At 34.9% G+C, this 16518-nt stretch carries 8 protein-coding genes; 3 read left to right on the plus strand and 5 right to left on the minus strand.

Annotation, left to right across the window (positions count from 1 at the left end):
• Nucleotides 1–35: 35 nt before the first annotated feature.
• From C1H87_RS08215 to C1H87_RS08225, 3 genes are all read left to right on the plus strand, one after another.
• Nucleotides 36–1154, plus strand: a complete 1119-nt coding sequence (locus C1H87_RS08215; RefSeq protein ID WP_102755347.1) for an SPFH domain-containing protein — start codon at nt 36–38, stop codon at nt 1152–1154.
• A 2-nt stretch (nt 1155–1156) separates the two neighbouring features.
• Entirely contained in the window at nt 1157–2272 is a 1116-nt protein-coding gene (locus C1H87_RS08220) for a DNA helicase PriA (RefSeq protein ID WP_199769342.1), read from the plus strand.
• A gap of 250 nt (nt 2273–2522) precedes the next feature.
• A complete protein-coding gene (locus C1H87_RS08225) occupies nt 2523–2933 on the plus strand; it encodes a GNAT family N-acetyltransferase (protein WP_199769343.1) in 411 nt (136 codons plus the stop codon).
• Between the two features lie 15 nt (nt 2934–2948).
• On the opposite strand, the gene C1H87_RS08230 is transcribed toward C1H87_RS08225, so the two are convergent.
• The 5 genes from C1H87_RS08230 to C1H87_RS08250 all read right to left on the minus strand — a co-directional run bounded on the left by C1H87_RS08230 (nt 2949) and on the right by C1H87_RS08250 (nt 16503).
• Nucleotides 2949–7340: a hybrid sensor histidine kinase/response regulator transcription factor gene (locus C1H87_RS08230; RefSeq protein ID WP_102755348.1), complete on the minus strand. Its 4392-nt coding sequence runs from the start codon at nt 7338–7340 to the stop codon at nt 2949–2951.
• A gap of 463 nt (nt 7341–7803) precedes the next feature.
• On the minus strand, nt 7804–9855 hold the full coding sequence (locus C1H87_RS08235; protein ID WP_102755349.1) for a six-hairpin glycosidase-like protein: 2052 nt from the start codon (nt 9853–9855) through the stop codon (nt 7804–7806).
• A 270-nt stretch (nt 9856–10125) separates the two neighbouring features.
• A complete protein-coding gene (locus C1H87_RS08240; protein WP_102755350.1) occupies nt 10126–11472 on the minus strand; it encodes an MGH1-like glycoside hydrolase domain-containing protein in 1347 nt (448 codons plus the stop codon).
• 123 nt (nt 11473–11595) lie between these two features.
• Nucleotides 11596–14181 (minus strand): glycoside hydrolase family 31 protein, encoded by a 2586-nt coding sequence (locus C1H87_RS08245; RefSeq protein WP_158655160.1) that lies wholly within the window; start codon nt 14179–14181, stop codon nt 11596–11598.
• Between the two features lie 36 nt (nt 14182–14217).
• Nucleotides 14218–16503 carry a family 20 glycosylhydrolase gene (locus C1H87_RS08250; protein WP_102755352.1) on the minus strand — a complete coding sequence of 762 codons (2286 nt, stop codon included), beginning with the start codon at nt 16501–16503 and terminating at the stop codon, nt 14218–14220.
• Nucleotides 16504–16518: the final 15 nt, after the last annotated feature.

The following is a 16518-nucleotide window of genomic DNA, read 5'->3' on the forward strand; positions in this document are numbered from 1 at the left end:
CAACAAATTTTAACCTTTTAATATAAAAACTACGGATGGGATTGTTTGACAAACTACGTGGTGAATTGGTCGACATTATAGAATGGCTCGACGAATCTAACGACACTATGGTTTACCGTTTTGAACGGTACCAAAACGAAATAAAAAATGGTGCAAAACTCACAGTTCGCGAAGGACAGATGGCCGTTTTTATTAACGAAGGGCAAATTGCCGACGTATTCGAACCAGGCATGTACGATTTATTTACAGCCAATTTACCTATTCTTTCTACCATACAAGGCTGGAAACATGGTTTTAAAAGCCCTTTTAAAGCCGAAGTTTATTTTATAAGCACAAGAAACATTACAGCCCAAAAATGGGGAACAAATAACCCGATTACATTAAGCGACCAAAGATTTGGAATGCTTGAAATACGGGCATTTGGAACTTATGTTATTAAAGTAAAAGATGCGCCTCTTTTTATTAAAGAAATAGTGGGCACCGATGGGCACTTTACAACCGATAAAATTGCTGCCCAATTAAAAAGCATGATTGTTACCAGGTTTACAGATGCCATTGGAGAAGCAAACCTTCCTGTTGAAAATTATGCATCTAATATAAATGAAATATCAGAATATGTTCATGGCGTGATTGCCCCCGAATTTGAACAATACGGCATTGAGGTTACCAAATTTCTTATTGAAAACGTATCAATGCCAGAAGAAATTAAAAAAGAGATATTTGAATTAAGCCGTTTAAACGCCATAGATTTAAACAAACTCACCCAAATGAAAGCTGCTAAAGCTTTAGAAAAAGCTGCTGAAAACGACAGTGGTACTGCCGGAGCAGGCATGGGCATGGGCATGGGATTTGCCATGGCAAATCAAATGGGACAAGCTTTCACAGGAGGCCAGCAACAGCAATCACAAAATCAGCAAGCAACACCCCCAACACCTCCACCAGTGCCCCCTGCATTAACTTTTCATGCAGTAGTTAATGGACAACAAGCCGGGCCATACGATATAAGTACCCTTAAGCAATTAATAACACAAAATCAATTAACAAAAGAGACTTTAGTTTGGCGTGAGGGCATGGCCAACTGGACCGCTGCAGGCAAACTGCCCGAATTAAATAGCCTTTTTGGTAGTGTTCCCCCTCCAATACCCGGACAATAGTTATGGCAAATATTGAAGAAAAGAAATTGGCCGTTGGCACTTTTCCTTGTACGGATTGTGGTGCCGATTTAAAATACAAACCAGGCACAGAACATCTTAATTGCGAATATTGTGGAGCAAACAACGACATCCCACAGATTGAAGGAGACATTGAAGAACTTGATTATTACGAATTTTTGGCAAAAAAATCGGAATCGGAAGAAACCTTTGTTGAAAGTTTTGTTAAATGCGGAAACTGTGGTGCCTCATCAACACTCGAACCTAATGTAACATCGTCTCATTGCCCCTATTGCTCAACTCCTCTAGTACTTGAGCAGGCACATGACGAAAAAATGATTCAACCAAAATCGATACTTCCTTTTAAGCTAGATAAAAACGCGGCCAAAGATGAACTTGAAAAGTGGATTAAGGACTTATGGTTTGCGCCCAACGATTTAAAAAAAGCTTCATTAAATTTCGATTTCTTTAAGGGCATTTATATCCCTTACTGGACTTATGATACTGAAACGGATACAAATTATATTGGTCAACGTGGCGAGTATTATTATGTAACCGAGACCTATACAGAGACCGTAGATGGCAAATCGGTTACCAAAACACGCCAGGTTAGAAAAACAAGATGGCATCCCGCAGCTGGTAATGTGCAGAAGTTTTTTGACGACCTTTTAATCGTTGCTACAAAATCGATACCCGAAAAATATGCTTTTAATTTAGAGCCATGGGATTTAGAAAACCTGGTACCTTTTAATAAAAACTATTTAAGTGGATTCGTTACAGAAAAATATCAAATTGAACTGGATGAAGGATTTCAAATGGCTAAAGAGGTTGCAGATCCAGAAATACGCCGCTTAATTGAAAGACATATTGGTGGTGACGAACAACGTATCATCTCGATGAATGTTAATTATACCGATATTACTTTTAAACACCTGCTATTACCAGTTTTTGTTAGTTCTTATAAATTTAAAGATAAATTATATAAATTTTTGGTAAATGGCAGAACAGGCGAAGTTCAAGGTGAAAGACCTTACAGTACAATTAAAATAGCATTAGCCGTTATAGCTGGATTGATAATAATTGGTTTAGCCATTTATATCTACCAAATAACGAAAGACTAGGTATTGAAAATATTTAAGACATTAACGCCCTAAACGGGCGTTTGTCTTTAACATTGTTAAATACAAATACCAATCAAAAGACTATTAACCCTATTTCTTAGCCAGGAACCTAAACATCATTCATAATCTATATAATGACTTAGAGAATGAGAAGACATAAATGGAAAAGTATATATTTGTAATTACGGTATAGAATTAATAGTAATACAAGATTCCATATGTGTTTATTTCAAGAAAGTAAAAACGAAATATGGGAAGCAGCAATATCGAAATTAGAAAATATAATCCTTCACTAGACTTCGATAGGTTAATGGCAGTCATTGAATCTGAAGGCGAAGCATGGAGCGAATATTCTTCTCGCCCCAATAGAGAAAAATATAAGATATCTTTAGCTAAATCAATAACATATGTTGCTTACTTATCCCATACGCTATGCGGGTACTCCCGTTCTATAGACGACTTCGGATTTACCATATATGTTTGCGACCTCCTTGTTAACAAACAATACCGAGGAAATGCAATCGGGCAACAACTGCTCGAATGTATAACAGAAGATTTTCCAAATCGGGATATCTATGTCATGTCTGATGTTGACGATTATTATCGTAAGTTAGGTTATAAAATTGAAGGTTCCCTTTTTCAAGTAATAAAGCCTCAATAAAACAACTAGAAAACATTAACCCTTTGTCTTATATTCCTTAGGGCTACAACCATATTCTTCTTTAAAACATCTGGAAAAATAACTCGCTTCTTTAAACCCTGATAGAAATGCCACTTCCGATACCCGGAAATTTTTATTATCCAGAAGCTGAACGGCATGTTTTAAACGGATCGATTTAATAAAATTGTTTGGCGTTAATCCTGTTAACGCCTTTATTTTTCTAAACAACTGCCCCCTACTTACATTTACTTCTTCGGCTAATGATTGAAGTGTTAGGTTTTGATCCTGAATATTATTCTCTACGGTTTCCTTTAGTTTATATAGAAACTTCTCATCTATAGAAGTTACAGTAACTTTAGATGGTTCCAATAGTTTCGCCGATTGGAACATTAATCGTAATTTCTCTCTATTTTGAATTAAGTTATTGATTTTAGATACCAATATTTCTTTATTGAATGGTTTTACAATATAATCGTCTGCTCCTGCATTAATACCTTCCACAACTTGATTATCGAAAGCTCTTGCTGTTAACAGAATGATTGGAATATGACTTGTTTCAAAATTTCCCTTGACCCTCGCACATAACTGTAAGCCACTAATTTCTGGCATTACAATATCGCTTATCACCAAATCTGGCACTTTTTCTTGTATTAGCTCAAACCCTGCTTCGCCGTTATTGGCCGTAAAGACATTATAATAATTATTTAGAAGTAATTCTAAATAGGTTCTTAACTCATCATTATCCTCTACAATTACAACGGTATGTGTTTTAGTTTCTTTTGCGGTTAGTTTTTTTACTGCTACCTTGGGCGCTTGCAGATCTTCTTCTACATAAGGTTTAATAAATGTAGGTTCTTCTGAAGCCTTGTACAACTCATTGTTTTTAGGCAGAATTATAATGAGTGATGATCCTTTATTTCTTTTGCTTTTTATTAATATGGATCCGGAATGCATTTCTGTAAATTGTTTCACCATATACAATCCGATCCCAGTTCCTGAATCTACAGAATTAGTTTGATAAAAACGAGTGAAAATCCGTTCCAGATTTTCTTCTGTAATTCCAACTCCGTCATCATCTACCTTAATACTAACATGATCATTAAAGTTTGTATATTTTTTTTCTCCACATATGAATTTATATTTCTTATAGTTAGGGGTTTCATCCTTAGGCCCCATCTCTTTTACCGATATTTTTACAACACCACCATTAGCAGATGCTTTAAAGGCATTAGATAAAATATTATAAACAATTTTCTCGATGCTGTCTTTATCATAAAACATCTTGATACTCTTTTCTGGAAGTTGTATCTTAAAATCAATATTTTTAATTTCAGAATGGTATGTAAACGATTTACTAATCGTAAGAAGCGTGGCTACTATATCATTTTCGATAATATTTAAAGAAAACTTACCATACTCAAACTTTCTAAAATCCAGTATTTGATCTATGAGTCTTCGTAATCTATCAACATTATTCTTAATGATGTCGAATAACTCTTTATTGGCATTGTATACACTCTTTTGTTTGATTAAGCTATGTATTGGATCAAAAATAAGGGATAGAGGTGTTCTAAACTCGTGCGATAAATTTGTAAAGAATACTAATTTAGATTCATAAATTTCGTGTAATGTCTGTTGCTCTATATCCTTAATTTTTAAAGCATTTATATTATCCTTATTTTTTAATAGCATCCAAATAAACGTACTTAAAATAAGCAACCCACTTAAAAACCACACAGTTTTCATCCACCAGGTTTCATACCATGCCGGTAAAATTTCTATTCCAAAATTTAACTCAGGCGTATTCCATACCTCATCGTTATTGGTTCCCATGAGTTTAAACGTGTATTGTCCCTTGGGTAAATTCGCATAATTTATCGATCGCTTGTGTTTAAGGTCAATCCAATCATCATCAACCCCTAAAAGTTTACATTTATAAAAATTGTTGTACGAATAGGGTAAATGCAAAGAAGCAAACTCTAAACCTATAGTGTTCTTTTTGGCATCTAAAGTAATTTCTTTAGTATAGGATATATTGGACGTTAATATTTCTGAATCGCCATACGAGGACAAGGGTTTTCCGTTTACAAAAAGCTTTGTAAGTACTAAATTTGGTCGAAAATCACTTTTACCAAGTTGATGCGATGTATTATAGATATTGATCCCTTTGGAGCCTCCAAAAAACAAATTTCCGTCTTTCGACTTGTATGCGGCACCTCCATTAAACTCCAAAGATTGCAAACCGTCTTTTACGGTATAATTATTTTCTTCCTTGGTCTTGAAATTGTATGAAAACAATCCGTTATTTGTGCCTGCCCATAATTTATTATTAGCATTATCGTATAGTAAACTATATATATAACTGGATTGTATGTTTCGTGAATTAAAATTTGGTGGAACGTTAGAGAAAGGTGATAATTCATTTCTTTCCTTATCTACTTTACACAACCCTAAATTTGTTCCTACGAATATATTTTTATCTCTTGTTTCTGTAATCGAAAATATAGAATAGTTATCGTAAAACTTCCTGTATTCTGGTATAACATTAATTAGATTAAATTCAATTGAATTGAAGTTACTGGGAAGCGACATATCTTTGTTTAGATAATCTTCTGGAGCGATATACCCTAACATACCATTAGATGTACCGTACCAAATTCGCTTGTCGCTATCAAGTAACAGCGTATGGATGTCGTAATTATTTGTTTTTATTATGGCTTCAAAACCATCATCAGTTTTACTTAAACCATTTTTTGATGTGTTAACATATAAACCACTATAAGACGTTAGCCATTTGTTTCCATCTTCATCTTTTAAAACATTTTGATTATTTGAGTTGGTTATAGCCTGAAACCCTCCTCCTATTTTTCTCAAAACATTTTTTGATGTATAAATATATAAACCACTATAAGAGCTTATCCATTTATTTCCGTCTTCATCTTCTAAAATACCGTGTATAAAATCATCAGGTAGAATGTTTGGCGTTTTGTTCTTAAAACCCTGAATTAGTTTGTTTATATCGTCGCTAACCTCTTCAATAACATAAATCCCCTTTTCTGTACCTATCCAAATATGTTGTTTTTTATCTTGTACAATGGCCGTAATAAGATCTAAAGAACTTTTTCCTGCTCTTTTTATATTGGCTTGAGATTTTCTGCCATGACCTATAATAAAGATTCCCTCTCCTCTCGTACCTAACCATAAATTTTTATAATTATCCTGTAGAATGGAATGTACATTTAATATTTTTCCTTCTCTGTAATCATTCTTAATTCTGTTAATGAGCTGAAATCTATTAAACAATGGGTTAAATGTAGTTATTCCGGAATCTGTACCGGCTAATATCATACCCGATTTATCCTCATAAAGTGTTTTTACAAAATCGTTGTCCAGACCATCGGCAAAATACATTTCTCGATTATATGTCTTCGATTCAAAAGTGTTTTTATCGTAAACAAATAAACCTTCTCCTTCTGTTCCTACCCATAACAACCCATTAGAATCTTCTAAAAAAACATTTGTCTTTTTTATTGTTGGCCAATTGGGATACATATCAGACAACGGGTTTACATCATATTCTTTTTTATAAGCTAATTGAGTTTCATTAAAACTGGTGTAGTATTCATCATTATCTGTACCTATTAATAATTGATTTGATTTTGTTAAATAAATCGTTCTTATTTTCTTCGATTCTTCAATAGAATCAAATTTCAAAAGGACTTTCCTTGCTATGCGAGAAGCTGTTTCTAAAAAAAATATCCCTTTGGAAGTACGAATGAGATTGCCGTTAGGTACATCAATAATTTGCAGGGCTTGAATATCTGACTCTTTCCATCGAAATCCTTCAAAATGAATCTCATCCACCGAAAAAGCATTGGCTTTTTCTGCTATTATGGTTAAAAACTTATTTCCTGTTCCTACAAGAATCTCGTTGTTTTTATTAACACCTATACAAGTAATATGGTTACTATACGAGAAACTATAATCTGAAGGAAAAACATAGCTGTATGTTTGATTTTTTTTATTTAGAATGTTTAATCCATTTCTGGTACCAATTAGTAAATGATTATCAACTCCTTTAATATCGGTTACCCAAGGATTACTAATACCGGTAACGCCATTAAATGTTAACTCTGTAACCTCAACCTCATACCCATTGTATTTATGCAAACCATCCATTTTACCAAACCACATAACCCCAATACTATCAATGTAAATTGACGATACGGTGTTGTGCGTGATATTTGATTGATTAGCTAGGGTGCCTACTTTATAATTGAGATTTTGAGCACCTCCTTGCTTATATATACATAATAGAACAAATAATAAACCGAAAAAGGTTCTAAACTTGCGCTTTAAGTTATAAGAAAACGGATAATATGCTATTTTAACTCCTGCTAGACACATAATACAAATTCGTACTTAGATAGATATTTTATTCTTAGGACTTGCTTTAAATTCATCAACAAATTTAAAGTAAGCAAAAAAACAAATCAATTTAATAAGTACTTATTTTAACTTAACGTAAGTTTCGATTTAAAAATACAGTCTGATTTTAAGGGTAAACTCACTATTAAGGCTACCTGCCCCTCATTGAACCTTTCGTCTATGCTCAGCATAAACTAAAGTTGGAAGACCCAAACAGACAGATTATTTTAATGTTTTGGTCGCCAACTAAATAATACTTGTTGATCTATCAAGTTAGCTTTATTATGTGAGTTCAATTTAAATAACAAATCTTTTTTTATTACCAATACAGATGATTAGCTGTCAGGTTGACAAGCAAGGCTATTATTGGCTTTATCATTAAAAATTGCTTTTTTAATCGAACTCACATTATTATTTAAAAAGTAGCATCTCCGCTTATTTTCTAAAGTGTTACCTGAACAGTGTTTCCTTCATTGATTTTCTTGCTGAACACAACACCTCCATTGCTTTTAATCACTTTCACTCTTATTTTACTACCTACTCTGTCTATCTTTATACTAAAGCTTTCCTCAAAGGCTTTAATATTGTTTAAATACATATAATTCCAATTTTCCGGAAGCCTGGGAGTACAGGTGAAACTGTTAAGACCTTTAGGCATTATACCAAACACACCTTCTGTAAAAACTCTGCAGTACAATGCACTTTCTGCAGATAAATGTGCCATATTGCCTTCTGGAAATGCTTCTACAACGTAGGGCACTCTATTTCCCAATAATCTTTCGTTAGAGAATTGTTCTAGTTTTTCTAAGGACTTTTTTGTTTCGCCAGAAGCAAAGGTACCTCGTAAAGCGTATAAAGTACCTCGATCCCAAAAAATCTTAGAAATGGCTTCGTTATCGCTATTTTTTTCTACGTGAACACCATTATCTGTCCAAAGGCGATCGAAAAGCGCCTCTACAGTAGCATCTTTTCTTTCGTTAATTCCAACAACCAACGGCAAACAAATCCAATGACGTAGGTACTTGTGTTCTTTGTAATATTTATAAGTATCCAGTCCTTCTACATTTGCTCCAAAATAACTTTCTATAGCTTTGCGAAGTTTACTTGCTTGGGCTTTATATTTATTTTGTAATGCTTTTGATTTTTTAAGAGATTTTGCTAAATCTCTTGCATGGTGCAATGCGCCATAATACAATGAAGATGTTGATAGATTAGCATTGCCTGTTTCAATTCGTCCTTCCATTTCATCGGTTTCAGACATTACAACACCTTCTTCATTAAGTTGTCTGTTACAATATTCCAGACACCACTCGATAAGCGGCCACAACTCATTTGCGATTTTTGTATCACCAAGCGCCATAGCATAATGTGCCGCTCCATAAGCAATCATAGCAGCATCGCCTCTATCTTTCAAGAAGGGTTTTACCAAGCCTTCTATTTCGAAGGAGTATCTTATTTTGTTGTATTCAGGGTTGGTTTCCTTAGCAAATGCCCTAAAAGTATTCATTGCCGATTCGTTTCCTATATCGTAGCCTAAATATGGGAAAAACGGATTGATATATTCGGCTTGATCGTTCGCCCATATCCCTACGTAATATCGACCTCCGCCTGGGGAGTGAATTAATCCTAATTCTGACTCAAAAATACTTTCCGATGCTCTTATTTTTGAAAACTCAAACAATGTATTTAATACAGGGTTTGGTGTTTCGAGCTGTAAAGCTTCTGCCATTAAACCAACAAACGCTTTTCTATTTGACAGTGTAGTTTCGGTTGCTTCTTTAGGAAATTCTTCTTCTGAAGTTTTAGCCATTATATTTAGCGAAAACGATATGTCTTCACCTGGCTTTAATGTGATGTTTTCTGGCGCATTTGTTCGAATGTGTCTACTATATTTTCCTTTAGCCCCATAATCGTTAAACTCAAGAGATGTATTACCAGTACGGATTTCCATAACGGCATCCGTTGTATTCTTTATAGTCCATTTTTCCGTAAAAAGTCGTTCATCCATCGATGGAAAAAGAGATCGGGATAACTTCAATCCATTTTTAGAAGGCTGGTGCACAAAATTGAGAATACCGTTTATAGATATCGTTTTTACAGCACCCGGAACAAATTGCTCATTTTTAATATAAAGTTTTGGCAGTAAATCGTCTGCATATTCTCCTTTTAAATAGGCTCTATAATCATGAAACCACGTGCTTTCTGATGTTTTAAACTCATGCAGTTGTGGAAAGAATACTTTCCTGTTTAATGACAATTTCCCCTTATCATCTATACTATATTCTACAATACCAGCAACACGTTTGCCAGACATTTCGATATTGTCTGTATATGGTACGTTTTCTTTCTTGTCTATATCAAAAGTGATTTCTCTATCGCCAGAAATACTCCAATGTTTTCCTGATGTATTGACAATATCTTGAGCAACCAACGAGAATTGAACGAGAAAAAACAACAGCACTAAAGAAATTCTAATCATATGCTTTTTATTCATGATTTATATATAGTTTAAATGAGGAAAAGAAAATATAAGTATTCCTTCCCTCATTGATTCATTATTTTATAATCCTCAAGATATTAATTGTGAGGTGTTAATCTATGCCAACCAAAAGACTTTAATGCTGCAGTCAGGGAACCAAAAGGAATTATTAGTAACTTTTGATGTCGCTCTAATTTCATTAAATTCTACATTTAGAATATATCAAACTATTCATTTGATATAGCATTTGGTTGGCACGTCATTAAACTTAATATAATACCTATTTTATTCTTCTATATTTAACAACATCCATTTATCATCAACAACACCTTCTAAAAGGTTTTGAATACAAAGATTCCAGCTAATAAACCCAACAATATTGCCCTCGCGATCTACATGATCGTGACTAGGCGCCAATGGTGCCCCGGTATCTGCATGATAATTTTCATGCATGGTATTGTATTTGTTTATATCGTCTAGCAGTAAATTTCCTAAAGTTTCTGCTTGCCAATAAAGAGCCTCGTCAAACCCATAATTTTTTAACCCGATAGAGTAAATAAAATTGGCTATTGGCCAAACAGGTCCTTGCCAGTTAGAAAAAGGAATAATGATATTTTTGTTGTTATAATCTGGATCTTGTAATGATAAAGACCTAAATCCGTATTTAGCTTTCATATGGTCTGAATTTATCAAATACTTTGAGATCATTGATTGTCCTCTTTCCTGAGGTGCAATGTTCTGCATTAACGGTACAAAAGAAGAGTAACTTACGCGTTTATAAAAATCGCCAGTTTCCCTATCTACCGTAAAGTAAATTTGGTCCTCTTCAGACCAAAGGTGATCATTAATAGCTTTTTTTAATTGCTCTGCTTTTAGCTTGTACTCGCCTGCTTCTTCTAATTTACCTAAGTTTTTGGCTATTTGAGCCTGGGCTAAGTATTCATTGTACTGAAAAGCACTTGCATCTGGTGCTAAAAACGATCGTTTATCATCGGTAAAGTAGTTCATTGCTACGTTATTATCTGCACCACTCTGCATACCATTGTCCCAGAAAAACAGCCCTGTTTTTTCATCTTGTTGTGTTTTTTCTCTGTAAGCCAGTACTTTTTTAAGGTCTTCGTAATAAGGTTCTACCCACTTATAATCCTTTAATCCTTTTGAAGCAAAATGTACGCCTTGCGACAAGAATGGTTTCATGGCAAATTTACCAAAAAGTAATCGAGGTCCTTTTGTTGTTGCACAACCAGAGGCATATCCTTCGTCGTCGATACCTTCTATTAAGTTAAGCGCCCAATATTTTAGGTATTCTGGCTTTCCTACACTTACAAAATGATTTCCCATAAAAAAACCATCCCAATCCCACATTTGTTTGTAAAAGCCTGCTGGAATTAGGTACGGATACTTTAAATAGCCTTCTCCTGGCTGAATAACCTTTGGTCTAAGTTCATCGTATTTAGAAGTTATACTGGTTAACAAAGGGCGTAAATCTTCTGTATTCATCGTTTTAGTTTCTTCTTTAGTGCTTTCGCTTGCTATTTGTTTTTTTTCTGTGTTTTGGCAATTAAGCATCAAAGCACATATACTAGATAGAACAACTATTTTCTTACCTACTTTTAGTATGTATTTATTCATGAGTGGTTTTGTTTTTATTGTATTATTCTTTTTTGTTCTTTATTCTATTCCGTACCCCTAATGATAAGACCTGTCTTGATTTATAAACATTTTAAAGTCTTGCTACTAGTGTTTCATGTACGCTTATTTTAATAGATTATTTATTTTCTCGTATTTGGTATGATCTTTAGACCATAGTTCTATTTCAGATTGATTCTTCTTATATGTTTGTTGAAGCAACGTATATTCTTTTATAGCTTCCTTAGGGTTTAAGTTAACCCTGTTGCCTGTTTGGGCAGCATGAACAAAATTATTGAACGGATATTTCCAATCTGGCCAATGGTTTTCTCGGGCAAATTCAAATACGTCTTTCGATCGTGATATTAAGCCTTTAACACCATTTATCAATTCAATGTCTTCTTTTTCAAATGTTACTTCTACCGTAACTTTATCATGTACACTATACTCATGAGTATATATAATGGCTTCAACATTTACACCATTGTATTTCCAAGTACCTTGCTTTTCTTCTTTTGAAAAAAAGAGTTCTTTACCGTTTACTATAACTTTTTCGGGCACATGACTAAGAGGGAAACGCAATTCGTAAGCGCGTTTAAATAACATCCCATCATACGCTCCTTTAATGCCTTCTATAACCACTGTGGTCTTTTTTCTATTGGATTGGGAGTTAACATGGGTAAAGGTATATTGGCCTTGTTGGTACTCCTGTGTGTTTCCTGCATCGTCATAAACCTTTGTGCTGCCATTTGCTCCCGGGAAAACATTTAGAATTAGCGGGTTTACAGGTTTCTCGTTCGTATTATTCATTTCAGGCATCATTGGAATAATGGCTCCTGCTTTTACAAATACGGGAATCTCTGAAATAGTATACTTAGATTCAATTTCCTTTCCGCCTTCTAGAAGTGTTCCCGAACTCCAGTCTACCCATTTTCCTTTTGGCAACCAGACTTTTTTATTGGAAGCCATCTCTCCTCCTAAACTATCGATTACTGGAGCTATAATAAGATCATCTCCAAAATAGTATTGGTCTTTGTATTTATAGGCTAATTCTTCGTCCGATTCGTAATACATTGGGCGACTCATACAAACCCCGGTATCGTAAGCTTTACGAGCCATGGTGTATATGTATGGTATTAACGCATAACGCAATTTGTACGCTTCGCGCATAGCATTGGCGTACTTTGGCGGGTAAGCCCATGGTCTTCGATCCATTTCCGGATGTGCCCAATAATGAATTTTTGTAATAGGAGAAAAAATTCCGAATTGAATCCAACGGGTAAAAAGCTCTGGTTCTTCTTTACCTTTAAAAAAACCGCCAAGATCATGCCCCCAATAGCCCCATCCTACGTTTGACGATGTTGCTGTAAAATAAGGTTGAAATTGAAGCGATTTCCATGTATTGTAGGTATCTCCCGAAAAACCTATTTGGTAACGGTGATTCCCTAAACCGCCCCAACGGTGATAGATTAACGGACGGGTTTTATCACGTCTTTGCATATCTGTATAATGGAGGTAATTTAAATAGTACGTTGGGTTAACTCCAGGAATATCCGTATTGTTCCATTGTTGCCAATCGAGCCACCAAAAATCTATACCTTCATCTTCCATAGGGTTTAAAACAATATCGAAGTAATGCTTTGCAAAAGACTTATCGGTAATATTAAAAGGGATGTGTTTTTTACTTTCTGGATCTACACCCATAGCATCTGCAAATGCTTCGTAAGTATCTTCATGGGGTTGGATTCCTGAGGCTGGATGAAGGTTCATACAGGTTTTTATGCCGTTATCTTCTGTCCAGTCTAAAAAGGCTTTAGGATCTGGGAAATAATTTTTATTCCATGTAAACCCTGTCCATCCGGCACCTTGTCCGGCCTGATCTGGCCTTTTTTTCTTACCATCGTACATTTCCGGAAGATTTACTATATGCCAGTCCATATCAATCACTAATACATCGAGAGGAAAATCGTTTGTTTTATATTCTTCTACTAGAGCCTTTAAATCTTCATCGGTATATTTCCACCAACGGGATTGCCAGGTTCCAAAGGCATACTTTGGCGGAAAAGCCACTTTTCCTGCAACTAATGTATAATCTGTTAATGCTCGCTTATAATCCGATCCGTATGCCATAAAATACCAATCTTGTGCCATTTTTTCGTCTCGGGACATTACCCATGGCCAATCAGAATTATCGAAAACGGGTTTTCCCGTGTCATCTATAAGCGTCCAACCCTCGCGAGAAAGAATACCATCTTCCAGAGGTGTTGCTCCATCAATTTGATCTAAAGTTCTGGTAGTTCCTTTTAGGTTTCCATTATTTTTTTGTCCAGGAGACCAAGCTATTTTTTTTGTTCCGGTCTGTCCTTCTATAGCTAAATTTGATTTTTTAAACGACCCTGTCCCTATTTTATATTTCAAGGTTAAGGCTTCAGTTTTAATCAACAACCAACCGTCTTGTTTGGTTACACTAAAATCCGGCACATCCAAATCTCGGTTTACAAATACCAATGACGCACGATCTTCAAAAAGACCATCCTCTGTCCATTCCAATCGTATCATTCGCGGAGTAAGCACTGTAAACCTACAGTTATCTTGAACAACAGTAGCCTTTACCTCCTTTTGGTTAACAGGTTTCCCAGTAACTTGGGCATTTAAATTAAAACTGATGATACAGCAACATGCCACTAAAAGCATTTTCGAAATTTTGGACATGTTTATTGTTTTTATAACACTACTACTCATTGCAAACTATTTTAAGGGCAAAGCCAAATCTTCAAAAGGTTCAAAATCTTTCATTTCTGGGGTTTTGTACAAAATACTTAGTTGATTCTGTATCTGCTTGTAAAAATATTTTATGGTTATTTTATGAGTACCTGCTGTTAATTTCAGATTAAATTCTTCAGGTTTGTTGCCAAAATTCTCGCCTTTTGCAACTAATTTGTCATCTATGTAAAGTTCTGCCAAACCATCGTGGGTTTGCAACCTTAATTGATAGTCGTTGGTCTCTTTAATAGAAATATTGCCTTTTAACTCTACGGCATATTGGTTATAAATTCCTTTAAATCGGGTTTCTATATGACCTTCTTTTTTAACTTTTGCGAAAAGCTCTCCGTTAATCTTTTTTAAGCGTTCTGATGTCATTCTTCCGGAAACGCCTTCTCTAATACGCTGTAACTCCTCAAAATTTGGCATCTCGTTCCACCCTTTATTCGGAGCAGGACCAAAAACTTTATATTGGTATATAGGCTCTATTTTGTAATAGTACTCTTGTATAGGAAACCCTATTTTATTACCATCTTTACCATAGTGTTGTGTGGTAAGAATGCCGCTTTTCTTAAGGGTTATTTTTTCGTTATAAACTGAAGCTTTATCCATATCTGGCATGTCCCAGGAATCTGAATAGGTATATTTTATTTGACCTTCTAAAGACGATTTTAAAGTAATATCCATAAACTCCGTGAAGGTTTGATCTTCTTCTTGAATTAGGCTATCGACAACAATTTCTACGGGGCTAAATAATTGCGAATACAACTGATTTTGTTTCTCGTATCTGTTTAAAAAACTGGTGTAGTCGTCAACTCTATTTTTATTCCACAAACGTTCTGCCATTACCGGAACTCGCTCCCGAAGCACTGGAATTACTTTGTAATGATTTTGTTCCCAAAAACATATTTGTGCTCCAAGTGTTGCTTGGTTGGCTTCTATTTTAATATCATCGATTTTATCGTCCCAATGGCTCCACATTTGGGCATCCCAGTTATAGGCATTTTCTGTTGAAGGCGCTAAATTCATAGCTCCAACCATATACCACGGAATCCATGCGGCATTAACTATTTTGTATCCGTTTGCTACTAAATTATCTGGTTTATTATACGTGGCATTCCAAACAATAACCGTAATATCTTTAGAAATGGTTTCTTTGCCTGCTCCTGTACCATGAAACCCTTCCCATATTAACGATTTTTTACCTTTGGCTTTAACCATAGCATCCATTCTATTTATAAAATGGCAAAACAATTCGTTTGCGTCTCCTTTAAGTGCCAACTCCAAATTATGCTCTTTACAATAGGTCTTGTATTCTGGTACGGTTTTAATCGCTTCTAAATAAACCTCATCGCCACCAAAGTGAATGTAAGGGCTTGTATAGAAAACCTCACTTAACTTGTCTATTATGGTTTCGCAAGCCTTATAAGTTTCTTCTTTTGCCATGTTAACAACATAGAGCGCTTTGGCTTTCTTGGTTTTGGGGTCTATGCTTCCAAAAGTCTCAGGGTATTTAGACCAAAGTTCTGTTGAGTGTCCAGGTAGATCTATTTCGGGTATAATGGTGATGCCTCGCTGTTTTGCGTATGCCACCAACTCCTTTAATTCTTCAATGGTATAATACTCCCTAGAGCCTTTCTCATCGAAACGCTGTAATTCCGGAAAGCCTTCTAAAGGAAATGTAAACCTTCTATTATCTGATAAATGTAAATGCAGGTATTTTATCTTGTATAACCACAATAGATCTATGGTTTCCTTTATCGTTTCCGTTGGATGCCAAAAACGGGCCAAATCCAACATAACCGATCGGTATTTATAATCCGGTTCATCTGATATTGAAATATTCGGTAAAATAACCTGCCCTTTCTTTACAGTTATTAACTGTAACAATGTAGCGGTTCCCATAGCTAAACTGTTATAGTTTGCTGCTTCTATAAAAGCCTTTTTCTTCTCTATATTAAGATGATAAGCTTCTTCTTTTAGCGTTTTATTGTACCCTAGTACTATATTTCTTTTCTCATTACCTTCTGTAGCAACATCTAATGACAACCCAGATACTTTATGTATTTGTTCTGATAAAAAATATGCTAAAGGTTTTAATGAATCGCTTAAGGCTATAATTTTGGTTTTATTATTGATCTTAAGTATGCCTTTATTTATGGAATAGTTATGAGGTTCTGGAACCATATGCACATCGGGCATGGGTGCCTCCATACATTGTATAAATAAAAAGGGGATTAAAAGTATTAAGTATTTATAGCTAAGCTTCATTCGTAATATATTTTT

The organism is Flavivirga eckloniae, assembly GCF_002886045.1.
In the GTDB taxonomy this organism is placed as follows: domain Bacteria; phylum Bacteroidota; class Bacteroidia; order Flavobacteriales; family Flavobacteriaceae; genus Flavivirga; species Flavivirga eckloniae.